This is a genomic window from Desulfosporosinus sp. BICA1-9 (assembly GCF_000802135.1).
In genome coordinates this window covers 13469-36950 of sequence record NZ_JUEE01000153.1, presented here as the reverse complement: position 1 = coordinate 36950, position 23482 = coordinate 13469, and the positions used below count along the sequence as shown (strand labels likewise).

The following is a 23482-nucleotide window of genomic DNA, read 5'->3' as shown; positions in this document are numbered from 1 at the left end:
TTACTGTATGAAATCCCTTCTCTGTTAGCTATTTGACAGCTCAAAAAAGCGCCATGTAGCGTGCATTAACCGAATATCTCATGCCATGGCGCTATAAGTCGTAGGGTGTTCTCCTAAAAAGGAATATTGCCATGCTTCATATTTGGATGGGATTCTCGCTTAGATTTCAGCATGTCAAGACTTTGAATGATCGTTTTTCGGGTATCACGCGGGTCAATAACATTGTCGATCAAACCCTTAGCACTGGCAATATAAGGGTTTGCGAACTTTTCTCGGTATTCGGCGGTCCTTTGTTTCATGGCGGCCATTGGGTCTTCGGAATTCTTAATTTCGTCACGGAAGATAATATTGGCGGCACCATCCGGTCCCATAACCGCGATTTCTGCCGTCGGCCAAGCTACGGCTACATCTGCACCTAATGAACGACTACACATGGCAACGTAAGCCCCACCGTAAGCCTTACGTAGAATAATCGTAATTTTAGGGACCGTGGCCTCTGAATAAGCGTAAAGGATTTTAGCGCCATGACGGATAATCCCACGGTGTTCTTGTTCAACCCCTGGCATAAAACCAGGAACATCTACGAAGGTTACCAGCGGAATATTAAAGGAATCACAAAAACGTACAAAACGGGATAGTTTATCCGAAGCATCAATGTCAAGGCAACCCGCTAAATAAGCAGGCTGATTAGCAATAATTCCTACCGACATTCCCTCAAAACGAGCAAAACAGGTTACGATATTTTGAGCAAAATATGGATGAACTTCAAAAATATCACCCCCGTCGACTAGAAGATTGAGGACATTCCGAACATCGTATTGTTTATTAGGTTCTATCGGTACCACCTTCAACAGTTCGTCCTCATCTGTTTCAGGTGGCTGGTCCTCAAACAAAGGAGATTTATCGAGGTTATTTTGAGGTAAGAAGGTTAATAAATGCCTGACCATTTCCAACGTTTCTGTTTCCGAATGACCAAGGAAATGGGCTACGCCGCTCGTCTGATTATGGGTCATAGCCCCTCCTAGTTCCTCAGTACTTACCTGCTCCCCCGTTACCGTCCTAATTACTTGGGGACCGGTAATAAACATTTGGCTGGTTTCTTCCACCATAAAGATAAAATCGGTTATAGCTGGAGAATAGACAGCCCCACCGGCACAGGGCCCCATGATCACTGAGATTTGTGGGATAACCCCAGAGGCTAAGGTATTGCGATAAAAAATGTCCCCGTAAGCGGATAAGGCGCTAACCCCTTCTTGGATACGAGCGCCTCCCGAGTCATTTAGGCCGATAACAGGCGCTCCGTTTTTTAAAGCGAGATCCATGATTTTGCAAATTTTTCGTGAATGAAGTTCCCCTAATGCCCCACCGAAAACAGTAAAGTCTTGGGAAAACAGATAAACCAAGCGACCATGAATTGTGCCATAGCCCGTAACGACCCCTTCACCTAGATTTATCACGTCAGCTTTCGTAAAATCCGCCATTTCTCCTCGAATAAAGGTATCTGTCTCAACAAAACTATCCTCATCAAGGAGTAATTCAATGCGCTCCCGCGCAGTCATTTTGCCGTTTTCATGTTGCCTTGTGATACGATCAACGCCACCGCCTAGTTTTGTTGCCTCTTGTAGGGCCGTTAATTCCCTAAGTTTATCGTAGATATCCAAAGTTCCCACCTCCTATAGCTTAGCTCCGGCGCTGAACGAGTTCTATTAGTGTACTGAAAGTACTCTTAGGATGTAAAAAAGCGACTTTACTTCCCCCCAGACCAATTCTTGGGGTCTCATCAATTAATCGAAAATCTGAACTTTTTAATTCTTGTATTTTTTCCTCAATATTATCGACTTGAATAGCTACGTGATGAAGTCCGGCCCCTTTGGATGCGAGAAAGTTGCCGATTGGGCTGTTAGCTTCCGTAGGCTCTAATAGTTCCAGATTGGTTTCGCCTAAAGGTAAGGTAGCCGTCTTAACCTTTTGCTCTTGTACCGTTTCTATATGGCTACAACTTAGTCCTAAAGCTTCATATACCTTTATGGCCTCAGCTAAATTAGCGACGGCGATCCCCAGATGATCCAGTTTTAATGGTTGCTGCATATTACGTTTATCCTCCTCTCAAAAGCTTATTAACAAATTAAACCGTAACTTAGCTAAACACCTTGGATAAACTTCACTATATCCACCGTGGAGGTTCCCGTTCCGAATATTTCTGCTACTCCCGCTTCTTTTAAAAGAATTTTGTCATCTTCCGGAATAACCCCTCCGGCAATCACCTGAATATCTTGCGCTCCCTCCCGGGCTAAAAGCTCAATGATTCTCGGCAGCAGATAATTGTGGGCACCGGATAAGATGCTTATCCCAATGATTTGAACATCCTCTTGAATTGCTGCCTCGACAATTTGATCTGGGGTTTGTCGTAGACCTGTATAAATAACTTCCATACCAGCATCCCGCAAAGCCTGAGCAATAACTTTTGCCCCGCGATCGTGGCCATCCAAACCAACCTTGCCGATCAATACCCGAATACGTTGTCCTTTTTCCATGACGACTCCTCCTGCTTAAAAGGTGTTCTCTTGCCTGTATTCTCCAAATACTTTTCTTAATACGTCGCAGATCTCACCCAACGTTGTGTAATTCCGGACACAATCCAGAAGATAGGGCATTAAATTTTCCGTGCTTTCTGCGGCTTTTTCCAGCCTAATAAGACCGTTTTCCACGTCTGCTTGATTTCTTTTCCGATAGACTGCGGCTAATCTTTGCTTTTGTTCTTGTTCGACTTTCGGATTTATCTTGAGTAATCCTTGTGGTGGATCTTGCTTTCTCTCAAACTTGTTAATCCCGACAATAATTCTTTCTTGATGTTCTATCTCCATTTGATAACGATAGGCACTTCTCTGAATTTCCTTTTGTTGAAAACCTAGTTCAATGGCCCGTACGGCGCCTCCTAATTCATCAATCTTATCTAGGTAGGCCCAAACAGCCTGTTCTAGGTCATCTGTTAACGTTTCTACGCAATAAGAACCGCCCAAGGGATCCACCGTATCCGTAACCCCAGTCTCGTAGGCAATGGCCTGTTGGGTTCGTAAAGCGAGCAGGGCTGATTCCTGGCTTGGCAGAGCTAACGCCTCATCCCAGGCGTTGGTATGCAAGGATTGGGTTCCACCGAGCACGGCACTCAGGGCCTGAAAGGCCACTCGCATTATATTCACCTCGGGTTGTTGGGCCGTTAACGTGCAACCAGCTGTCTGGGTATGAAAACGCATCATCAGTGATTTAGGGTTCTTAGCCTGGAACCTGTTTTTCATAATCTTGGCCCACACTCTGCGGGCAGCTCTAAACTTGGCAATTTCCTCTAAGAAATTGGAGTGGGCATTGAAGAAAAAGGAGAGACGGGGAGCAAAACGATCAATTTCCAACCCCACGTCTAGGGCGGCTTGGACATAGGCGATTCCGTCCGCCAGGGTAAAAGCCACCTCTTGAACTGCATTGGAACCAGCTTCGCGTATGTGATAGCCGCTGATACTAATCGTGTTCCAATTAGGAAGATGCTCCGCACAATATTTAAACGTATCGGTTATCAGACGCATAGAGGGTACCGGGGGAAAAATATAGGTTCCCCTAGCCATATATTCTTTTAAAATGTCATTTTGTATGGTTCCGGATAACTTTGAGGGGTCTACTCCCTGTTTTTCGGCAACCACAATATACATAGCCAGCAATATGGCAGCAGGGGCATTAATCGTCATGGATGTGCTTACTTGATCTAATGGTATGTCCTTGAATAGGGTTTCCATGTCGGCCAAGGAATCGATTGCGACACCAACCTTACCCACTTCTCCTTGGGCAAGAGGGTCGTCAGAGTTATAACCAATTTGGGTCACCAAATCGAAGGCCACACTGAGGCCAGTCTGGCCTTGTTTAAGCAGATAAATAAATCGAGTGTTCGTTTCTTGCGCAGTTCCAAAGCCGGCATATTGACGCATAGTCCAGAACCTGCCCCGGTACATGTCTGGTTGAACACCACGAGTAAACGGAAATTCCCCAGGAAAGCTCAAATCTGTTAAATAGTCGAGATTAAGGTTATCCGGCGAATAAAGCCGCTGAAACTCGACCTCGGACTCTACGCTTCCCCCCCGGCTTTCTGGCGATTTAGAAGCTTTTCCACTAAAATGCTTGCTCTCCCAACGAGCCTTTTCTTGGGCAATTTTTTCTAATTCCTTACCTTTACCCATATCCATATCCTTACTCTTATCCATAGATTTCTTCACTCCCCTGTGCTAAAACTTGCTTGACAAGGGGTCCAACCTCCCATGGCAAGTTCGCCACACTGACACCTGCAGCTGTTAGCGCTTTAACTTTGCTCTCAAAGGTTCCCTTACCCCGTTCAATAATTGCTCCGGCATGTCCCATTCGTTTGCCTGGAGGGGCGCTTTTGCCGGCTAAAAAGGCAACTACGGGCTTTCTCATGCCCTTAATGTAATGGGCCGCTTCTTCTTCAGCATTTCCTCCGATTTCACCGACCAAAACTACGGCTTGAGTTTTAGGATCTGCCTCGAACTTTTCTAAGACTTGAATGAAGGACATGCCAACCACTCGATCCCCGCCAAGGCCAACTACGGACGATTGGCCGATTCCTGCGCTGGTCAATTGGTAGACAATTTCGTAACTTAGAGTCCCGCTGCGGGCCACGACACCAACCTCACCGGGGGTAAAAATGTTATTAGGCATAATTCCTATCTTGGATTGACCTGGTGAAATCAGTCCATATGTGTTAGGTCCTATAATTTCTGCCTGTTTCTTCTCTGAGAACGCCATAATTTCCAGGGTGTCATGCAAGGGTACGTGTTCGGTTATAATAACTAAGGTTTTTATCCCAGCGTCCAGGGATTCCAGAGCACAATCTTTGACAAGCTTGGCCGGGACAAAAATAACGGAGGCATCCGCTTGTTGCACAAGCAGCGCTTCTTCAACCGTATCAAATACTGGGACTCCGTGAACCTCCTGCCCGCCCTTGCCGGGGGATACCCCTCCTACTATCTTGCTTCCATAGGCTAACATCTGCCCGGTATGAAATTGACCCTGGGTTCCGGTAATCCCTTGGACGATGATTCTGGTCGTTTCATTGATAATTATGGACATTAGCCCCTCCTCCATTCTGTAAAGAGATTACTTTTGTTACAGCTTCTTCGATATTCTTGAATGATTCGATGCCTTGTTCCTTTAAAATCGCAGTCCCTAAATCTTCATTAGTGCCTATTAAACGGATAACCACCGGTATTTTAAGATCAAGGGTATTCTTCACTTGTACAAACGCGCTTGCTACTTCATCACAACGGGTTATTCCGCCGAAAATATTAATTAAGAGCGCCTTAGGTTTCGTGGAAAGCAAGATTTCCAAGGCTGCTGCCGTAGCTTGCAAGCTGGACCCGCCTCCGGCATCCATGAAATTACGGGCACTTGACCCAAAATGCTGGAGCAAGTCAAGCGTGGCCATTGTAATCCCGGCACCGTTGGCCATAACTCCAATATCTCCATCCAGTTCAACATAGGATATTCCTAAATCCGCAGCTTTCTTTTCCACCGCGGTCTTTTCTTCCACCCAGGGAACCTCCGGTAGGTAACGAAAGACAGCATCATCGTCTAAGGTCATTTTGGCATCCGCTGCCAGGACTTGCGTTGAGGTAACGACTAAGGGATTAATTTCTACTAATTCAGCATCGTATTTACGAAATACCTGGTAGAGTTTAAGCATAATATCCCCAATTTGTTGAGCTTCCCGGCCCTTCAAGCCCATTTGACGTGTAACTTCGCGCGTAGCATAAGGCTGGAGACCAATCGTGATATCAATAAAACGCTTAATCATCTGTTCTTCCGGTACTTGCTCAATATCCATCCCCCCTGCGATGGAGGCCAGCAGAACAGGTTTTCTTTTTGCCCCATCAATGGTAATGGCGAGGTAGATTTCTCGTTCAATACTTACCTTTTCTTCAATCAAGACTCTCTCTACTTGGCATCCTTTAATCTCCGTAACAAGCAAAGCCTGTACTTTAGAAATGGCGTCTTGGGGTTCTGTGGCAAACTTTATGCCCCCTGCCTTACCGCGCCCTCCGGAGAGGACTTGGGATTTAATCGCCACCGGTCCCGTTTTTTCAATAAAAGCCTCTACACCTTCAACTCCTGTAAAAACAGCCCCCCTCGGGACAGGAATTCCATTGTTTTGAAGGATTTCTTTAGCCATGTACTCGTAAAGTTTCAACTCACTAACTCCTTTCTCTAATTATTCAGAATTATCAGCTTACATCCTTACCTGCAATATTTATGCCAATTTCGAGTCCGACAAAAAGAGGCGGAATAGCAACATTCTTCTCTTTTTGTGTAGATCTCCTTTTATCTTGTTGGAACATAATGTTACAAAGACGTTTCAAGCGTTTCAAGCGTTTCAACCATCACGCTTGGAGAACTTCACGACTCAGCATTTTGAACATCTCCAGAGGGTACTTCATATGAAGTAGAGAAACTGTAAGAAAGGATTAGAAAATGCTCTTTCTAATACCATTTACTCACAGTTTCGTACAAACTTGCTTATCCTTTTCATCTCGTTTTATTCCATTAAAATAAAGATTTATGCAAAGCACTGTGAGGTGCTGGCAGTACTAGTTGATCCACTAAAAATCCACTAGCCTTAATGGCCTCGCTGCCTGCCCGGACAGCGGCAGTTACCGCTCCTACATCACCCGTTAAAGTCACCATAGCTTTACCGCCCATTCCTCTCGCCAGACGAACTTCAATTAATTCTACATTTGAGGCTTTTACAGCTGTATCGGCAGCCACAATGGCTGAAGCTACTGAATAACTTTCAATAACTCCTAAGGACTTTATCTCATGTACTGCGGTACAACCTGTTAAAGCAGGAAAAACGCTAGCATGTAAATTTGGGAGCATGAATTCATCCACAACATTGTCTGTTCCAGCAGTTGTTCGCCCACTTTTTACCGCACTTTGCACGGCTCCCACATCCCCTGCTACCATTACGACATACTTGCCAGGGCACATGGGCTGAGAGATAATCATTTCAACATTGGCAGCCTTTAGCATGGCATCTGCCGCCAAAATCCCTTTGGTCATGTTTTTTAGTTCCAGTAAGCCTATAGCTCGCTTCATAGTTTTCATCACCTCCTGTAGCTTTAAACTCTTCTAATGCCGATACAATTATTATCTACCATTACTATCTGTCCCGAAATACTGGCATGCAAATTTGCCCCTAAACTTGCGCCTTCAGGAATAACCGCAATCAGATCCCCTCTTGCAACGTTATCTCCTGCCTTAACGATAGGTATGGCAGGTGCTCCCAGATGTTGAGAAAGGTGTAACTTTACTTCCCTCACAATCATCTCTTGTGCACTAAGCGGCGCATTGACATCATAGGTGGAAATCCCCAAACGGGCAATCAGTCGTTTAGTCGGAATCAGATGATATTCACGATTTGTTCGTACCTGCTGTGGTTTAGAGTGCTGGGGATTTTTTATTCCTTGCTTAGTCAACTGCTTTTTGATTTCTGCATTGACTCTGCGCGGGGATAACCCCATCGTACAACCATATGTATCACAAGCTCCACATTCAGAACAGAGAAAGGCTCGTGAATAGATCTCAGACTCACCAATCTGCCCTTTGCCGATAGCCTGCATGACACGATGTGGCTCTAGGCTATGCCCTAGCAAATGACGGGGACAAGCTTCTGTACAAGCCAAACAATTACAGCAAACGGCTTTGGCCCTATTAACAATCATCTGCCAAGGTGTATTTTTGGTTGTCACTAAGGAATGATCTACTGGCAATACAATGATACCGCCTGTTGTCTTGGTAACAGGCGAATTTGGATCAATCACCTTTCCCATCATGGGCCCACCGTCAATTACGACATAAGGCTCCACAGTAGATCCACCTGCCAAATCAATCAATTCCTGCACCTTCATGCCAATAGGCACTTTAAGGGTTACCGGTTTTCTTACGGCACCGCCAATCGTAACGTATTTGTCAGTCACAGCCTTACCTTCGAGAGCATGGGCGACATTCACTAATGTTTCAACATTGGCAACGACCACGCCCACCTGGAGTGGAATACCACCTTCTGGTACGATTCTACCTGTCACTTCATATACAAGCACCTGTTCATCGCCCGCCGGATAAATGTCCGGGAGGAAGAATAACTGGATTGTATTTTCGCTCATTTCTATTATTTCTCTTTGAAGATTGCTGACTGCTTCCTCATATTTACGCTTCAGTCCAACATATCCTTGACGCGCTCCAGTGGCCAACATGACAGTCTTCAATCCTAAGATTAGTTTCGTACTTTGCTCAGCCATAATATGCTGATCCGCCCTCAGTAATGGCTCACATTCTGCACCATTGGCAATCACTATGTCAACACTGGCATTTATCTTGACATGCGTGGGAAAGCCAGCTCCTCCAGCTCCCACCACGCCGGCCGCCTTAACTGCTGCAACAATCTCGTCACGCATTTTCTATCGACTCCCTACCTATTCGATATCTCAATCTAAATGATGGAAAACGCATCAACCAGAACACATCGCCTTTGCCGGGTAAAACTACGTGCTGAAGTCAAACCTTCTCCTGTAGGTCCGGCAATTGTGAAGGTAATAAAGCCTTCCCCACCAACCCCGATTCCTGCATAAGAAGGAGCATTTTTTACAAAGATTGTTGTTTCAATGGCCTTGGCAAACCGAGTCAGATTATCAACGTTTTTAGAATGCATCATAGCCGTGTGCCGATTACCATGCTCTACTTTCACAGCCAGTTCAATCGCTGCGTCAATATCTTTCACTTGTACAACTGGTAGTATTGGCATCATTAATTCTTCGATAACAAAGGGGTGATCCGCTGGGGTTTCGCACAAAACAACCCGTATAGTATCAGGCACATCAATGCCGATCTTACTTAATATATACTTTGCGTCTTTACCAACAAACTCTTTATTGATACCATATATTTTTTTCGGTTTTTCCGTACACCCTTCTGCCATCTTCTCTTCTGTTGCTGTCATGACAACTTCCAACAACTGATCAATCCTTGAGCCTGAAATCAAATATGCTCCGTATTTTTGCATATAAGTGATCAGCTTATCAGCAATACACCCTATGGCAATGACTTCTTTTTCTGCAATACAAGGTAAATTATTATCAAAAGAGCATCCTGCTATAATATCCCGAGCTGCTTTTTCAATATCAGCCGTCTCATCAACAATGACTGGGGGATTCCCAGCACCTGCACCAATGGCTTTCTTACCCGAAGATAATACAATTTTAACAACCCCAGGACCACCTGTTGCTACCAGCATATTGATTCCCGGATGTCTCATCATAGCATTCGCTGCAGTAATAGATGGATCAGCTACCGATGTCAATAGATTCATGGGACCACCAGCCTTGACAATCGCTTCATTTAAAAGGGCTATTGTCTTCTTGGATGTATTTTTTGCTGTGGGATGGGGACAAAAAAATACGGCATTACCAGCAGCAATCATGCCAATTCCATTGCAAATAACCGTTTCTGAAGGATTGGTCGTCGGTGTAATTGCGCCAATGACGCCATAAGGCCCCATTTCAACTAAAGTCAGCCCACAGTCACCACTCCAAGCCTCCGTGCACAAGTCTTCTGTCCCAGGAGTTTTGAAGGCAACAAGCTCATTTTTTATGATTTTATCTTCTACCCGACCCATTCCTGCCTCTTTTACTGCCATTTGAGCCAGCATAGTGGCGTTTTCAAAAGACACATTCCGCATTGCCTTTATTAGTTCTTCCCGTTTCTCAAGTGACAGAGTTCTTAACTCTTTATAGGCCATCCGAGCTGCTGCCACAGCTTCATCAACCGTAGTAAAAATGCCACTATCCTGACAAGGTTGGACTTTTTGATCCAGTCGTGAGACTCCCACTTCTACAAGTGGGAGTGGTACCCCGTACTCTGCTTCGGTGGGGGTAGACTCCCCCACCGAAGTCTCGATGTTCAACTTTGGTTGAACGAGTTCACTCTGTATCTTGGCTAAAACTTCTGATGTTATTTTTACAATCAGGGCTTGATCTACACTCATATATTCTCCTCCTTCCAGTAGTGGCTACTGCTCATCAAGCAGCCATACCGGCCTTAGCAACCATCATATCCTCATCTACGCTGCCACCGCTTACGCCCAATCCGCCGATCATATTTCCGGCCTCAATAATAGGAAATCCACCGCCAAAAACGATTAATCTCCCCCCATTCGCAGTATTGAGACCAAATAGGGGATGCCCTGGCGTTACTAAGGCAGCCGCTTGATCGGTAGGCATTTTCAACGCAACTGCAGTGTATGCTTTATCAAGAGATATTGAAATGCTGGCCAGTAGTGCTCCATCCATGCGGTGTTGAGCAACCAGATTCCCCCCCATATCAACGACAGCGATAACCATAGGTACCCCAATTTCAAGGGCTTTTTCTTCCGCTGCTGCTATCATTTTTTTTGCTTTAGCTAACATACTACATTGATCCTCCTTTACACTATTTGCTTTTTCGCCCTTTAACACAGATAGTACCTTACTAGTAACAGTGCCGACTATTTCTTCTTGCTCTACACATCTGGCTAAAACAAATAACAAGTCTGAAAGGCGATTTAAATATAGTGAAACAGGTACAGTCACTTCCCCTGTTCTTTTAAGACTAACAACACAGCGCTCTGCACGGCGCACAATGGTTCGTGCCAGGTCCAGAGCTGCGCTGGCTGAGGTAGCCCCGGGCGTTACAAAACCTCTTTGCGGAATACGTCTTTGTTCTAAGGAATCAATCAGTGATTCTAGCCCCTCAACATGCTCCGGGGTTATTCGATAGTCAACTGCAGTCATGGTATCTGTCGCCAGATCTGCATTTAAGGAAATTAATTCTACCTGAATTTGATGAATGATATCAATAGCCCATGATGGTTTGATAAGGGACTTTGCTAAGCCCATAGCTGAATTTGCCTCATCTACTGTGCCATAGGCTTCTACCCGCGCATCATCCTTAAAAACCCGTTGTTTGCTCAACAAGCTTGTTTGTCCTTCATCTCCGGTTTTCGTATAAACTTTCATGATATATTACTCCTCGAGTAAATATTTATTTAACTATGATCCTGAACAATCTCTATACCATAATCTCGAGCTACATCTCGGGCTAAAGGAGTGATAATCGTTCCTTGAGAAACAGTAATACTCTTAAGGCCATTACCTGCAGCAACTTTTATAGCTGCAGCGTCCATCACACTCTTTTTTGCCTGTGGAAGACTTATGGACGTTTTAACCCTACGATCCAATATTTTTTGGCTTCCCGCAGCTAAGTCATCAACTTGCACGAGCCGAATTCCATACCCTTCTACTTTTCGCAAATTTTCTCGCAAAGCTTGCAAGAGTCCTGGAGGGCATTTCCCCATATTCCCCTTTACCCGCCAGCTATCCAGAGGATCTGCTGCATTTATAGCCGCTAATACGGGCTTGCCCAGCATTAAGGCTTGCATTATGAGAGTTGAAGCTAGGGTATCAGACAATGTATAAGCCAACTTGGCAGCCGTATTTTGGGTAAGCACAGGGACGAGGACGATATCGGCCTCCCGCAATAACTTACCTGGATAGGAAGACTGGGTAGTTACCACACTTGTGTCACTACCCAAACAATCTCTAATTCGCTTAATCCCCACAATTTCTTCAGCAGCCGCTGAAAGAACGACCGTTAGCTCAATATTTAGGGCCTGTATTTTCTGAAGTTCTACTAAACTTTGCTCAAGTCCAATCGTTCCCCCGGTAAAAATAGCCAAAGCCTGTTGGGGACGCTGGATAGCTTTGTCGTGAGTAGCCAAAGGCACCTGTCCTAATTGGCGCAATACCTCAGCCGTAACTAATTGCACCAATTTTTCATCCAATCGTGAGACTCCCACTTCTACAAGTGGGAGTGGTACCCCCGGCTCCGCTTCGGTGGGGGTAGAGTCCCCCACCGAAGACTCGATGTTCAACTTTAGTTGAACGAGTTCACTATCCATGCTACACCTCCACGCACTGTGGCAACCTTACTTGATCGCCATTTTTCAGTCCAACGGCGTTAGCCTCATCAGTATCAATATGAAATTCCAATCGAAAACTGGGATGTACGCGTACCAAAACGTTCTTAAAGATACATCCCCGCGGACCGTCAACCTCAGCTACAACACGATCTCCATCGGAAACACCAAACCGCTGGGCGTCATCATGATTCATATGAATATGTCTGGCTGCACAAATCACCCCATCTTTTAGGGTAATTGCGCCAGAGGGACCAACTACAACTAGACCAGCCGACTCAACAATCTGACCCGAATCACGCAAAGGTGGCAAAATGCCTAAATTAAATCCGTCAGTACAAGATATTTCTACCTGTGTAATTTTCCGTAACGGTCCGAGAACCCTAACGCCTTGAAGCACGCCCTTTGGTCCTACAAGAGTAACTGTTTCTTCAGAGGCAAATTCGCCAACCTGCATCAGATCTTTTTTCGGTGTCAGAGTATGACCTCGACCAAACAATATTTCAACATGGTAGGCAGAGAGGTGGATATGGCGATTGGATATACCTACAGGAATGCCCTTTACCGCCCCATCGGCCACTACAGAATTTGAAAAAATGCTTAACACTTGTGTCACAATTTGATCAATCATAAACCTCTCCATCATCTCACCTCATTCTGCCGAAACTTATAAAGAAATATTTTTACATACCCTCAACCTTGGGAAGGATCTTTTCAATATCTGTATGTGGACGAGGAATAACATGAACAGAAACTAACTCACCGACTTTTTGGGCAGCCGCCGCGCCAGTGTCTGTTGCTGCCTTCACTGCCCCAACGTCTCCTCTTACCAAAACAGTCACCAAACCAGAACCAATTTTTTCATAGCCAATTAATATGACATTCGCTGCCTTAACCATAGCATCAGCAGCTTCAATTGCTGCAACTAAACCTTTTGTTTCTACCATTCCCAGTGCTTCTCCGCGCATATCTATTCAGCCTCCTCATTATTTTTTCCAAAGTGAATACATGTTACCTTGGGATCACCCTTTTTGCGGTGACAGGCTGGATCTCTACAAAAATTGCAAAGTACAGCTGGATTTTTGCCCTGCTCGACACTAGAAACAACTCCAATGGGCTCTTTATCCAATTGTAAGACTCCTACTTCTTTAAGTGGGAGTGGGTCCCCGTACTCTGCTTCGGTGACGATAGTCTCCAGTGGAGAGTATCGCCGAGCGCCTTTCTCAATAGGAATACTTGGTGCGAAGGAGGTAGAGTCCCCAACTTCAAGGATTTTACCCTCATTATCTGTAGACTCCTGAATATCAATGACCATTTCCGAAGCTACCTGAACTTTCCTATTTGAGGTTTCCTTTGTGGTCAAAACAGAAGACAACTGTTGATGAGGCCGTGGTATAACATGAGTAGCCACTACCTTATTAACCTTTCCAGCAGCTATCCTACCTGCCTCAACTGCCACTTTAATAGCTCCAACGTCGCCACTAAATTTGACAAGCACCATTCCCTTGCCTTTAGTCAGTTCATACCCGATTAACTCAATATTGGCTGCTTTGAGTGCCGCATCAGCCGCTTCAAGGGCCGCGACCAATCCAACTGTTTCAATTAACCCAATCGCATTTCTGACCATGTTTCACCTCCCCATGGCCTTGGTCAGTTTCTCGAAGAACTTTCTGAACGATACCATAAACTAAGTTATACAGTAGACTTGAATCCACAAACTGGGGAGCGAGATCTTCCAAGGGCTGTTCTTTAAAGGGAATGCCTTTGACTAGACGAGCTGCATTACAGCCGAAATGACGCCATTGTATAGGTGTTCCCGGAACATTTAGGGCGAATAGAGGGTGCTGATCAGGCAACTTGAAATAATGAATACATAAACCATCTGCCCCGATACCTAATCCCACCCCAAGTTTTGAAGCGCAAGCCCCTTGAAAAGCCAGAGCAACTGCATCGGATTCCTTAACCTGTACTACTAAGCTAGGTATTCCCTCTTCTTCCAGGCCTGCTTGCACTTCTCTGATTTTATCTTCCCAGCACGTGTGGGGGAAAACATGAATCAGCACACAAGGTTTAACTGATGCTCCGTTGGGTAGCATTCTTTTCACGCCTCTCCGCCAAGATAGGATAGTACCAGTCCGGTAGCCACGGCATTTCTAGGACCTTCTGAACCCCGAATATTTCCCCGTCCGCAGACAATCCCATACTCAGCCAAGGCATCAGTCACCATATCCGCCACTTCAAAATCCAAAGCTGATCCTCCTACCAAAACAACAAAATCCATATGACGTATATTGCCTGTAGGGGCCACCCGCGCTAGAGACCGCAAGGCATTTGTAACAAACACCCGTTTTTTGGCCTCCCGACGCACATGACGAACCTTATCTAAGGGATGATTTGTGGGAATAGGAACCATTTCACCTGCTTTTAGAATCACCACACGGGAAAAAACCTCAGGCGGAAGATGTTGCTCATAAAACCGCACCGTCCCATCCTCTAACCGTATATGAAATAAACTTTCGACTTTAGCCAGAGGGTATTTCTTGATGTCTTCTGATAGATCAAAATCATTGAGTCCTAATTCGGAATTGATGAGCATCGTGACCATATCACCAGCTCCAGCCAAATGGATAGCTAATACCCTCTCTTCCCTGGTGATAATGGCCGCATCAGTCGATCCACCGCCCATATCAAGAATTGCAAGGGGTTTATCTGTACCCGGAGTCGTAAGGGCACCACGAATTGCCATATTGGCCTCCACTCCCGCAATCACAACTCGAATACCGAGATTTTTGCTTAACTGGTCGGCGATCTGTTGCATGGGAAGGCGGCTCGTTTTTACCATAGCCGACAAAGCCACCGCATTTTCTAGCGCGAATTCTCCGGCTAACCCACCCTGCACTTTTTGAGGTACAAATGTATCGACTGCCAGCAAATCTTGAATTTTCATTTCTCCCAGAGGTTGGGATGTAAGTTCACTCATCACTTGGCGAACTCTTTCCAGCATCCCGCTAACGTTGGTTCCAGCTTCCCCCTGTACGTCAAGAACCGGTTGTACCCGTTCCACTGTTGCCATTATTTTTGCAGCACCAGCATCGACATCGATATCAGCCTTACCTTTTTCTCCCAAGACTGTGATAAATCCAGCCGATATAGTCCGGGCCTTGACATCCCCTGCTGGTGTACGCACAACGACTGCCGATCGATTGCCAATCAGAGCCCGGGCAATAGGGACCACCATCTTGGTCTCCTCAGCAGATAACTTAAACACAGTTGCAATTCCATAGGGATTAGATAAGGTTGTAATGGTTTGCCCCGCTTCAGCCACTTCCACTGCTGCCATCATGCCAAGGGGAACCTTATCAATCAGGGTCACTTCGTCCACTACCGGTATGATTCTCTTGAGCCGATTAGCAATCAGCACCGCATCATCTTGCTTAACGATGACTCCTTGAACATCAATCCCTCGGGTCATAGCCTCATTAAGAGCATCAGCTGCTTCTTGAAAATCAATGCCTGCGGGAATAACACAAAGGACCTTCTCTCCGGTAATAATACCAACCAGTTGACTTAACCACACTGTTGTTCCAACCCCTAAGCCCACCCCGCCAGGTGTCGATGGATTGTGACCAATCATCGTTGATTCGGTAATAATGGTTTCGGTAATGGTTTCCATTGCCAAATCCCCAATGACCGGTGTTGCTTCATTTAGCCGTATTTCATCCAGATCATTCATCTTAAGTCCAGATTTTTTCAAAGCCTCTTCCAGAGCAATGACAATTCCCGGTACGTTAGCTACTGTACCTTTGATACCAGTCGTTTTTATGATACTGCTGGCTAAATAGTTAATTAAGCTTAATGAGTCAAAAGTGGCTAAACAAACCTCCGTTGTGGAATTCCCGATATCCACACCCGCTACGATCGTCATGAAAATCCCACCCTACTCCGCTCTGAGACGATTCCGGCGTTCGTAAACCCCTGCAGCCTCTCTTACAAAGGCGGCACTTATGGTTGCCTTATATTTAGTTTCCATTTCCTCAGCAATAAGGATTAATTCCGCTTTAGTCGATCGATAGGGACGAAGAGCATTATACATTTCAAGTATTCGGTTATCAGGGATAGCCGTTAATTCTGCCGCTCTGCGCAAATTATTGGCCAGCTGGGTTCTCCCCACACCATCCGCAATATCAGCCTGCATGCGAAGTGTCTCTGGAGCAATACTCACATCTTTAGGCGTTACCTTACCATTTAAGACGTTCTCCAGGGTAATGTCTGAGAGCTTTTTACCCGTAGGAGTTTTCAATAATTCTGGTCGTTTGGCAGCCAAAGGGTAATCATGGTCTGGATTTAATCCTTGTAATGTACCCTTTGAAGGAGGCAAGGTGGTTTGTGGTGCTTGAGACATGGACTTTAAAACTTCACGGACCATATTTTCGATCAATTTTTCTTGAGACATTTCTATCACCTCCGCTTAATTAAAATTCACTTCAAGTTCGACCGGTTTAGTTCCAGGAACCACGTGTTCCGTTTCTTTAATATGAAGCACTGCTGCTTTTGCCTGAAACTTAGGCCGTGCCATCTGATCATTTTTCGTTGGCACCGGAGTTGGGGATTCTCCTTTGGCATACTTAGCAGCATTACCGCCAATAGCCCGATAAGCTGCCAAATCCAGCAAGGGCGACTGGGAAAATAGTTCCAGATTACTCAAGGGTGGCAAACCTTTTTGGTGAATGACTGTCGTTCCTCTGGACTGTATCCCAATAGCAATTCCCGAGCCACTCAGCTTAGTAGCGTCATGGGCGGCAAAAGCCACATCAGAAGTACGTATTACCCTGATCACACGGGCATGTAAACCTTGTTCCTCAATACCAGCAATCATTTCCCGCAGTACATCGCCGTGAGGAACATTCACGATGGTTTTATTTTGATATTTGCCAAAGGCTGGAGCTAAAGCAATCACCACTTCATCAGCCCTCGTACCAAGGCGTGCTTCGCCTTTTTCCACCAAAGTCATCGGATGCCCAGCGACCACTGGTTTTGCACTTTTGGATTGTTCAATTCCTGGCATCCCTTGTATCACCTGCACTATAATTTCACGAATCATTTGCGCATTAACTTCCATTACAATCCACCTCTCTTCCTGACTCAAACGTCAAAATCAGACGGTTTAATGGCCTGACTGATGGTTTTAATTTCATCCCAACGTTCATCGCTGATGCGATAACCAGTTCCTGGACCACGATAGTCATTCCGGCTGTTGACTGCACTTATAACATTAAAGTCTTTATCAAGAATGGCCGATGTATGGAGATAATCTCCTGAAATACGTTGTTTTAAAAGATTCAGTATATGGTCAGCTAAATCACTAAAACCGTTTTTAGCCAAAGCTTTAACGATATCCAGACCAGTAATTCCGCGACTCATCAATTCTTGAGCGGCTTTTAAATCTTCAACTACGTTACGTTCAGGCATATCCTTACTACCATGTGCATAGGTTGCGGCTTCGACTTCTTCATCCTTGATTTCCGGGAAGCCAAGTTCTTTAAACACAGCCTGCAATGCCCGGGCAGCTTTATTACGAACTGCGATAGCTTGTTCCTCGGAAATTGGTCTTAGTCCACCATCGACTTTCAAGTCACGCTGAATGATATTCCAATCGTCATAGTCTTCAACATCCCAGTTCGAACCAGCAAACATATTGTCATAGTTGGGAATGCCTCCAAAACCAGAACAGATGAAGTCAGTGCCGGGGAGCATTTGCATTAACGTACGAGCAGTACGTCGAATATCGGAATGAGTAAATGTCTGGTCATTACTGGATGCAACTTCCAGATCCAGCATCGTGGTACATAAATTTTCTGCCAACACCGTACGAATACCCGATGGAACAGCAGCCGGTACACCAATACAACTTACAGATCCGTTCTGCAATCCCTGGACACCAGCCCCCCGTGTAACCATAATGCAACGAATTTCTAAATATAGCATGGATTTACCCTCTGCATAACCCATCTGCACTTCCGAACCGGTACCGGAAGTAAACCTCATTTTCAGACCCCGCGAAGCATAGGCCGAAGCAAGAAAGCCTTTTGACCAAGGTGTGTCATCACCGTCGACAAACACATTTTCTGTACCGTATACCGAAATGGTTTCCGCATACGCAGTAATACCACGCATGCCAAGCTCTAACTCTGTCGCTTCTTCCAGCGCACACTGAATCAAGGTACCGCCCCGACCAGTCTGACCACCAATCAGAAGTGCCAGGGCATTGAAGGGTGCATACCTGACGACCGCCACTGTAGTTTCCATTTCATCAAATCCGCGCATTGCTGCTTCCGCTCCGTCCGCAGCAATCAGTACTGGATTGTCCTTAATGTTAGTAATATGGCACTGATTAGAGGGAATTTTACGGGCCCGCATTTTTTGCATGGCCATCATCATTTCGACTACATTCATGGTGTTGAACACAGCCACAAGTTTAGCGACTGTTAATCCACGAACAAGATTTACTATTTCTTCTCTTGAGACATTAATATCTACAAGCATCTTGGCGATATCGTTATTATCCATAGCCATTGACTTTTCGGCTACCGTCACATCAATGGCGTAATCCGCAATAAATTGTTCAATAAAATCAAACTTACTGCGAGATACCCCGTCCATTTCGACGATTTTCCCATTTTCAATTTTTATACTAGGCTCCGGGTCATTGGGGCTGCCCATGGCTATTAGACCCACCTCTGGCCATTCTTCTACGAAACCGTCCTGATTGACAGGGCGGGCAGCTAATACCTCAAATCGTTTTGACCTTTTCATTATTTCTCCCCTCCCTACTCTTAGATATATGGTGTTGTTACTGAAGGAGCTGGACCAGCCATTGCTTCCAGCAGTTTCTGACCCGCTTCTTTTGCTGCTAAGACCGATTGGCGTACTGCCCCGGAATCCCCGGTCACCATAAGAATTGCCTCGTTGGAGTGGCTACCACCCCCAGGGCTGGCATATCCAACTATTTCAACATTTGCTGTTTTAACAGCAACATCAGACATTAGCACTCCGATGGCTGCAGGAGCGCCGACAATCAGGCCAAAAGCTTTACCAACTGGTGCGCCGAAAGCTTTATTGACAGCAAAACTTGCCCGAGCAGTATACTGCATTTCAAGATGTCCTGCATCATTGGCATACACATCCCCAAAGGTGCGATCAAGTTCTTTCAAGGCGACTTCAATTGCCCGGCGAGCGTCTGAAACTTCTTCAGCACCAAAAAGAATCAAACAACCGTGTCCGGCTCCACCTTTAGTGTCCCTGGGCAATTCAATGCTGACAATTTCAGTATTAGTAGCTTTAACTGCTTCATCTGCGGCCATAATATGAGGACCAGCTCCAGTACGGGCACCAAGGATCCCAATAGAACGATATTTTGGATCTATCTTCATCTTTTCATGCAACATGGGATCAACGTTGGCTATAACCAGTCCAATGGTATCGCCGATTGCAGTACCGACATACTCAGTCATGCCGATGTTTACGACCGCTTTGGTTTTTTCCTGTCCCGTCTCGTCAGGAACTTGGCTTTCCATACGTTTTTTTATTTCGTCCATGACCTTGTCAATTAACTGTTCTTGCATAAAAACTTACACCTCCAAATTAATTCCTATTTGACTTTGGGAAGAATTTTCTCCACATCTGTATGTGGACGAGGAATAACGTGAATGGAAACAACATCGCCCACTTTCCGAGCGGCGGCGGCACCCGCATCTGTTGCTGCTTTTATAGCACCAACATCGCCTCGAACCATCACCGTTACTAAACCTGAACCGATTTTTTCATAGCCGATTAATACGACATTAGCTGCCTTTACCATTGCATCAGCTGCTTCAATAGCCCCTACCAATCCTTTGGTTTCAATCATACCTAAGGCCTCACTCATAATTTGAACCTCCCCTCCTCAAAATAAAAAAACCTATATAAATAGTAGCTTTTTCTATCCATTTTTACTTCAGCATATATTGCTTACCCACTGGATATATTTGCGGTGTTCGTTGTAGATATTTATCCCAAATATTGGACCGAACTATTTTTATAAGACTTTATTGTTTTCTATCCACTGTTTTTTTTACAGAAAAGCAAAAAAGGACTGTTTGACCACAGTCCTTTTCGTTTGAATTATGCTTTTTTATAATCTGCTGCTACTTACAATAATCCTCTATACTTCACCTTCATCCAATCGTGAGACTCCCACTTCTACAAGTGGGAGTGGTACCCCCGGCTCCGCTTCGGTGGGGGTAGAGTCCCCCACCGAAGACTCGATGTTCAACTTTAGTTGAACGAGTTCACTGCCAGTCTTTTTTTGACGCATCTCCTTACGATACTGATTAGGTGTCAGATCAGTCGCTTGGCGAAATACGCGACAAAAATAACTAGCATCTTGATAACCTACCTCTGCAGCGATACGTACTACATTATAATCTGGATTTTGCAACATCAACTTTGCTCTATCAATTCTAACTTTCGTTATAAAATCTACAAAGTTGCAACCCTTTTCCTGCTTAAATAATCGACTAAAGTAAAAGCGACTTAAATGTACAGTTTCTGCAACTTCTTCTAATGATATATTTCTATGGCAATTTTCCTTGATATAATCACACGCACTATTCGCAACTCGAATATTAATGCTGCTTCTATTTTCCAACATGTTGTCCATAACGCAATCTAAGGATTCCAACATCCACTGTTCCACCTGTTCTTTAGAACAACACCCCATTAAAACATTGATACTATTAAAATTTAACAAGGTCAGCTGGTCTAAATTAGCACCCCCTTCTACAGCCGCTCGGGATAATACGATCAATAATTCGAGGACACAAGCTTTCACGGTCTCAATGCTAGCGTTACTCACAAATATTTCACTCAATAACTTACTCAGGGCCTGTTTAGCCTGTTTTCTGTCCCCACAACGAACCTTATCCAATACTGTCCGCTCGTAATGAAAAGGATAATTGAAGGGTCCTGTACTTAGATGAGGTATATCTTCAACATGAATGATTTGATTATCCCCAAGATAAAACCTCTGCCGCTGGGCATTCAAGGCTTCGCGGTAAGACTTCTGTATATCCAATGGATTATCGTAATAACGTCCAATTCCAACCGTAATACTAGTATTCATAGATCGAAGAATACTATCTCTTATATTTGTCGCTATTTTATGCACATCATTTTTTATAATTTTTGGTGTATCTACTTCCTTAAATCCTAATAAAATAATCAAATTGTCACTGCTAAAGGGAGTAACCAAGCCATTATCACCCACGACACTGCAAATCAGCTGATAAACTCGCTGTTTTAACATTTGTTTTTCCAGTTCAGAATCACTATAGGTGAGTTGCTTAAAATTATCAATATCCACAACTAAGGCGACCCCAGGATCAACTTTCATCCCCAGAAACGTCGATCGTTCCCAAAATTGTTCCAGTTCCATAATGTTACCTGAAATCAAATCATATACAAACGACATTTGGATAAATGGCATGGCGTCTTCTACGTTTTTACGTAAGAGAGCTTCTTCCTGTTGCTTTAACTGTATCACGCTAATTTTGCTTATGATAGTCCGTAAAGTGGACAGTAAATCATTAGGGCGTACCGGTTTTAGCAAGTATCCCTCAGCACCTATTGTTAGGGCCTGCTTAGCGCTATTAAAATCGTCCATTGCTGTAAGCATGATAACGCTGACATTGGGAAGCAAGTCCAATATACTTTTGGCAGCTTCCAAACCGTCTATTCCAGGCATGCGGATATCCATCAACACAATATCTGGTTTTTCACTTTTAGCAATATTAATAGCACTGGCACCATCCCCAGTATCACCGACTACTTGAATGTCGGGGAAATTTTTCTCTATTATAAACCGTAGGGCTTGTCGTTCTAATTGTTCATCGTCTGCAATCAACAATCGATACATTCTTATTCTCCTCTTATATGTTATGCCCGGCAGTCTGGGAGACGAATGTAGTTGCTGGTGCCTTCACCAACTTTACTTTCTATCTCTAGACCGTATTCAGGACCAAAATGATGCTGAATACGTTTATGAACATTAATGATTCCCAGACCAGTCGTTTGCCCATGAGTTATAGTTCGTTTTTCAGCACGGAAGATACTGCGAATGCGTTCCATAGGTACTCCGACTCCGGTATCGGTCACAATGATAATAATTTGCTCTCCTTCGATCCGTCCACTAACAAAGATCTGCCCGCCATCTACCTTTTTTTCAAGTCCATGAATGATGGCATTTTCGATGATTGGCTGCAAGGTAAGAGCCGGAATCATTATTTTCAATATTTGAGGATCTATATCGATGAATGATTGAATACGATCCCCAAAACGCACCTTTTGGATCAATAGATAGTCTTTGGCGGATTTTACTTCTTCTTCCAAGGTTCGCAGAACGTCAATATCCTGTAAATTGTCCCGGAGCAAATCAGATAAGGCATAGACGACTTCCTGAGTTCTGCTGGCTCCTTCCAAAAGAGCCAACCGAGCAATGGTATTTAACGCATTGAATAAAAAGTGGGGATTGACCTGAGCTTGTAGTGCCTTCAATTCGGTAACACGCAACGTGGCTTCCAAGTGGGCTTTAGCTTTTACTTCTTTCACGAGTTGCTTCTGAGAAATATTGGAAACCCCGATTTCCACAATATAATTTGTCATACTATAGATGAGATCGGCTGCGGCCTTGAGCCTTTTTTCTGGCACAACTTCGATGACATCAAAAAACTCTGACAAAACTTCCGTCTCCATACCCAAACCAGACACGCAACGAAACATTTCTGCTTTAGCATCATAATCTTCTTTTTCTAAAATAACTTGCCCGGCAAGAAAAGCGCCGATGTATTGGTCTTGTACAATGATAGGTGCAGCCAAATCCGTTAATCCACTGTGGCATAGATACACAACAGGCTTTTGCTTGTCAATGTTCTTTCTGCTCGCTCGACCGGCTCGATCATCACAACTAATACATCCTGATAGCCCCTGGGGATAGGAACGGATATATGTACAAAACTTGGTAAAATTGCTTGGTTCAGTAATAGGGTTCCCCTCAACGTCGACAATTACTGCTGCCAATCCGGTTGCTTCCGAAAAATGATCTTGGATTTCCTGCAAAATCTGGATATTCACAATTTGACCTAAGACAGATCGGCTCAAAGCTTCCATCTGAATCCCCCCTCGTAAAACTATAGCATTTTAGTTACGAGATATCCATTTATTACTACTCCTTCTATAAGAAGGAGTATTTGATATAGCACAGACTATTTCCTGCAAGAAGCAATAATTTGCTATATTATAGCAAACTAATATTATTCGTTGGATGTTCGATAATACTTTCACAGTCAGAGTCTCTCTGCCTTACGTACTCTCTATATAACTATT

General features: G+C 44.6%; 23 protein-coding genes. All 23 read right to left on the bottom strand.

Annotation, left to right across the window (positions count from 1 at the left end; all coding sequences use genetic code 11):
• Positions 1–113 precede the first annotated feature (113 nt).
• The 23 genes from JL57_RS19050 to JL57_RS18940 all read right to left on the bottom strand — a co-directional run bounded on the left by JL57_RS19050 (position 114) and on the right by JL57_RS18940 (position 23266).
• Positions 114–1661, bottom strand: coding sequence for an acyl-CoA carboxylase subunit beta (locus JL57_RS19050; protein ID WP_034143557.1), 1548 nt, complete (start codon positions 1659–1661; stop codon positions 114–116).
• Positions 1662–1680: 19 nt separating this feature from the next.
• Complete coding sequence (gene mce / locus JL57_RS19045; RefSeq protein ID WP_034143556.1) at positions 1681–2088, bottom strand: methylmalonyl-CoA epimerase; 408 nt, start codon at positions 2086–2088, stop codon at positions 1681–1683.
• Positions 2089–2141: 53 nt separating this feature from the next.
• The gene (locus JL57_RS19040; protein WP_034143555.1) at positions 2142–2534 is read right to left on the bottom strand and encodes a cobalamin B12-binding domain-containing protein; all 393 of its coding nucleotides are present in this window, start codon (positions 2532–2534) and stop codon (positions 2142–2144) included.
• A gap of 15 nt (positions 2535–2549) precedes the next feature.
• Positions 2550–4223 (bottom strand): methylmalonyl-CoA mutase, encoded by a 1674-nt coding sequence (locus tag JL57_RS19035; RefSeq protein WP_034143582.1) that lies wholly within the window; start codon positions 4221–4223, stop codon positions 2550–2552.
• A gap of 16 nt (positions 4224–4239) precedes the next feature.
• On the bottom strand, positions 4240–5130 hold the full coding sequence (gene sucD / locus JL57_RS19030) for a succinate--CoA ligase subunit alpha (RefSeq protein WP_034143554.1): 891 nt from the start codon (positions 5128–5130) through the stop codon (positions 4240–4242).
• Entirely contained in the window at positions 5111–6247 is a 1137-nt protein-coding gene (gene sucC / locus JL57_RS19025) for an ADP-forming succinate--CoA ligase subunit beta (protein ID WP_034143553.1), read from the bottom strand. Before sucC ends, sucD begins: the two co-directional genes overlap by 20 nt.
• Positions 6248–6600: 353 nt before the next feature.
• On the bottom strand, positions 6601–7152 hold the full coding sequence (locus JL57_RS19020; protein WP_034143552.1) for a BMC domain-containing protein: 552 nt from the start codon (positions 7150–7152) through the stop codon (positions 6601–6603).
• Between the two features lie 23 nt (positions 7153–7175).
• Positions 7176–8510, bottom strand: coding sequence for a 4Fe-4S dicluster domain-containing protein (locus JL57_RS19015; protein ID WP_034143551.1), 1335 nt, complete (start codon positions 8508–8510; stop codon positions 7176–7178).
• 35 nt (positions 8511–8545) lie between these two features.
• The gene (locus JL57_RS19010) at positions 8546–10096 is read right to left on the bottom strand and encodes an aldehyde dehydrogenase family protein (RefSeq protein ID WP_034143550.1); all 1551 of its coding nucleotides are present in this window, start codon (positions 10094–10096) and stop codon (positions 8546–8548) included.
• Positions 10097–10130: 34 nt separating this feature from the next.
• The gene (locus tag JL57_RS19005) at positions 10131–11105 is read right to left on the bottom strand and encodes a cob(I)yrinic acid a,c-diamide adenosyltransferase (protein ID WP_291300274.1); all 975 of its coding nucleotides are present in this window, start codon (positions 11103–11105) and stop codon (positions 10131–10133) included.
• Positions 11106–11134: 29 nt separating this feature from the next.
• Positions 11135–12046: a flavoprotein gene (locus JL57_RS19000; RefSeq protein WP_291300273.1), complete on the bottom strand. Its 912-nt coding sequence runs from the start codon at positions 12044–12046 to the stop codon at positions 11135–11137.
• Between the two features lies 1 nt (position 12047).
• Positions 12048–12695 carry a phosphate propanoyltransferase gene (locus tag JL57_RS18995; RefSeq protein WP_291300272.1) on the bottom strand — a complete coding sequence of 216 codons (648 nt, stop codon included), beginning with the start codon at positions 12693–12695 and terminating at the stop codon, positions 12048–12050.
• A 52-nt stretch (positions 12696–12747) separates the two neighbouring features.
• Complete coding sequence (gene eutM / locus JL57_RS18990) at positions 12748–13032, bottom strand: ethanolamine utilization microcompartment protein EutM (protein ID WP_034143548.1); 285 nt, start codon at positions 13030–13032, stop codon at positions 12748–12750.
• A 2-nt stretch (positions 13033–13034) separates the two neighbouring features.
• Positions 13035–13691 carry a BMC domain-containing protein gene (locus JL57_RS18985; RefSeq protein ID WP_034143547.1) on the bottom strand — a complete coding sequence of 219 codons (657 nt, stop codon included), beginning with the start codon at positions 13689–13691 and terminating at the stop codon, positions 13035–13037.
• Complete coding sequence (locus JL57_RS18980; protein ID WP_034143546.1) at positions 13663–14160, bottom strand: glycerol dehydratase reactivase beta/small subunit family protein; 498 nt, start codon at positions 14158–14160, stop codon at positions 13663–13665. The genes JL57_RS18985 and JL57_RS18980 overlap by 29 nt, the downstream gene beginning before the upstream one ends.
• A 5-nt stretch (positions 14161–14165) precedes the next feature.
• Positions 14166–15989 (bottom strand): diol dehydratase reactivase subunit alpha, encoded by a 1824-nt coding sequence (locus JL57_RS18975; RefSeq protein ID WP_034143545.1) that lies wholly within the window; start codon positions 15987–15989, stop codon positions 14166–14168.
• 12 nt (positions 15990–16001) lie between these two features.
• Positions 16002–16517: a diol dehydratase small subunit gene (locus tag JL57_RS18970; RefSeq protein WP_034143544.1), complete on the bottom strand. Its 516-nt coding sequence runs from the start codon at positions 16515–16517 to the stop codon at positions 16002–16004.
• A gap of 15 nt (positions 16518–16532) precedes the next feature.
• Positions 16533–17183: a propanediol/glycerol family dehydratase medium subunit gene (locus tag JL57_RS18965; RefSeq protein WP_034143543.1), complete on the bottom strand. Its 651-nt coding sequence runs from the start codon at positions 17181–17183 to the stop codon at positions 16533–16535.
• Positions 17184–17206: 23 nt separating this feature from the next.
• Positions 17207–18877 carry a propanediol/glycerol family dehydratase large subunit gene (locus JL57_RS18960; protein WP_034143542.1) on the bottom strand — a complete coding sequence of 557 codons (1671 nt, stop codon included), beginning with the start codon at positions 18875–18877 and terminating at the stop codon, positions 17207–17209.
• Positions 18878–18897: 20 nt separating this feature from the next.
• Positions 18898–19686, bottom strand: a complete 789-nt coding sequence (gene pduB / locus JL57_RS18955; protein ID WP_034143541.1) for a propanediol utilization microcompartment protein PduB — start codon at positions 19684–19686, stop codon at positions 18898–18900.
• Positions 19687–19712: 26 nt separating this feature from the next.
• Positions 19713–19991, bottom strand: a complete 279-nt coding sequence (gene pduA / locus JL57_RS18950; protein ID WP_291300277.1) for a propanediol utilization microcompartment protein PduA — start codon at positions 19989–19991, stop codon at positions 19713–19715.
• A gap of 273 nt (positions 19992–20264) precedes the next feature.
• On the bottom strand, positions 20265–22016 hold the full coding sequence (locus tag JL57_RS18945) for a response regulator (protein ID WP_291300271.1): 1752 nt from the start codon (positions 22014–22016) through the stop codon (positions 20265–20267).
• Between the two features lie 20 nt (positions 22017–22036).
• Positions 22037–23266, bottom strand: coding sequence for a PocR ligand-binding domain-containing protein (locus tag JL57_RS18940; protein WP_034143539.1), 1230 nt, complete (start codon positions 23264–23266; stop codon positions 22037–22039).
• Positions 23267–23482: the final 216 nt, after the last annotated feature.

Coding starts and splice junctions, on each gene's coding strand:
- JL57_RS19010 (WP_034143550.1), bottom strand. CDS start 10,096: ATGAGTGTAGATCAAGCCCTGATTGTAAAAATAACATCAGAAGTTTTA.
- JL57_RS19020 (WP_034143552.1), bottom strand. CDS start 7,152: ATGAAGCGAGCTATAGGCTTACTGGAACTAAAAAACATGACCAAAGGG.
- JL57_RS18995 (WP_291300272.1), bottom strand. CDS start 12,695: ATGATTGATCAAATTGTGACACAAGTGTTAAGCATTTTTTCAAATTCT.
- JL57_RS18970 (WP_034143544.1), bottom strand. CDS start 16,517: ATGTCTCAAGAAAAATTGATCGAAAATATGGTCCGTGAAGTTTTAAAG.
- JL57_RS18940 (WP_034143539.1), bottom strand. CDS start 23,266: ATGGAAGCTTTGAGCCGATCTGTCTTAGGTCAAATTGTGAATATCCAG.
- pduB (WP_034143541.1), bottom strand. CDS start 19,686: ATGCAAGAACAGTTAATTGACAAGGTCATGGACGAAATAAAAAAACGT.
- JL57_RS18975 (WP_034143545.1), bottom strand. CDS start 15,989: ATGACGATCGTAGCGGGTGTGGATATCGGGAATTCCACAACGGAGGTT.
- JL57_RS19005 (WP_291300274.1), bottom strand. CDS start 11,105: ATGAAAGTTTATACGAAAACCGGAGATGAAGGACAAACAAGCTTGTTG.
- eutM (WP_034143548.1), bottom strand. CDS start 13,032: ATGCGCGGAGAAGCACTGGGAATGGTAGAAACAAAAGGTTTAGTTGCA.
- JL57_RS18960 (WP_034143542.1), bottom strand. CDS start 18,877: ATGAAAAGGTCAAAACGATTTGAGGTATTAGCTGCCCGCCCTGTCAAT.
- sucD (WP_034143554.1), bottom strand. CDS start 5,130: ATGTCCATAATTATCAATGAAACGACCAGAATCATCGTCCAAGGGATT.
- JL57_RS19035 (WP_034143582.1), bottom strand. CDS start 4,223: ATGGGTAAAGGTAAGGAATTAGAAAAAATTGCCCAAGAAAAGGCTCGT.
- JL57_RS19040 (WP_034143555.1), bottom strand. CDS start 2,534: ATGGAAAAAGGACAACGTATTCGGGTATTGATCGGCAAGGTTGGTTTG.
- JL57_RS19000 (WP_291300273.1), bottom strand. CDS start 12,046: ATGGATAGTGAACTCGTTCAACTAAAGTTGAACATCGAGTCTTCGGTG.
- JL57_RS18985 (WP_034143547.1), bottom strand. CDS start 13,691: ATGGTCAGAAATGCGATTGGGTTAATTGAAACAGTTGGATTGGTCGCG.
- JL57_RS18945 (WP_291300271.1), bottom strand. CDS start 22,016: ATGTATCGATTGTTGATTGCAGACGATGAACAATTAGAACGACAAGCC.
- JL57_RS18980 (WP_034143546.1), bottom strand. CDS start 14,160: ATGCTACCCAACGGAGCATCAGTTAAACCTTGTGTGCTGATTCATGTT.
- mce (WP_034143556.1), bottom strand. CDS start 2,088: ATGCAGCAACCATTAAAACTGGATCATCTGGGGATCGCCGTCGCTAAT.
- JL57_RS18965 (WP_034143543.1), bottom strand. CDS start 17,183: ATGGAAGTTAATGCGCAAATGATTCGTGAAATTATAGTGCAGGTGATA.
- JL57_RS19015 (WP_034143551.1), bottom strand. CDS start 8,510: ATGCGTGACGAGATTGTTGCAGCAGTTAAGGCGGCCGGCGTGGTGGGA.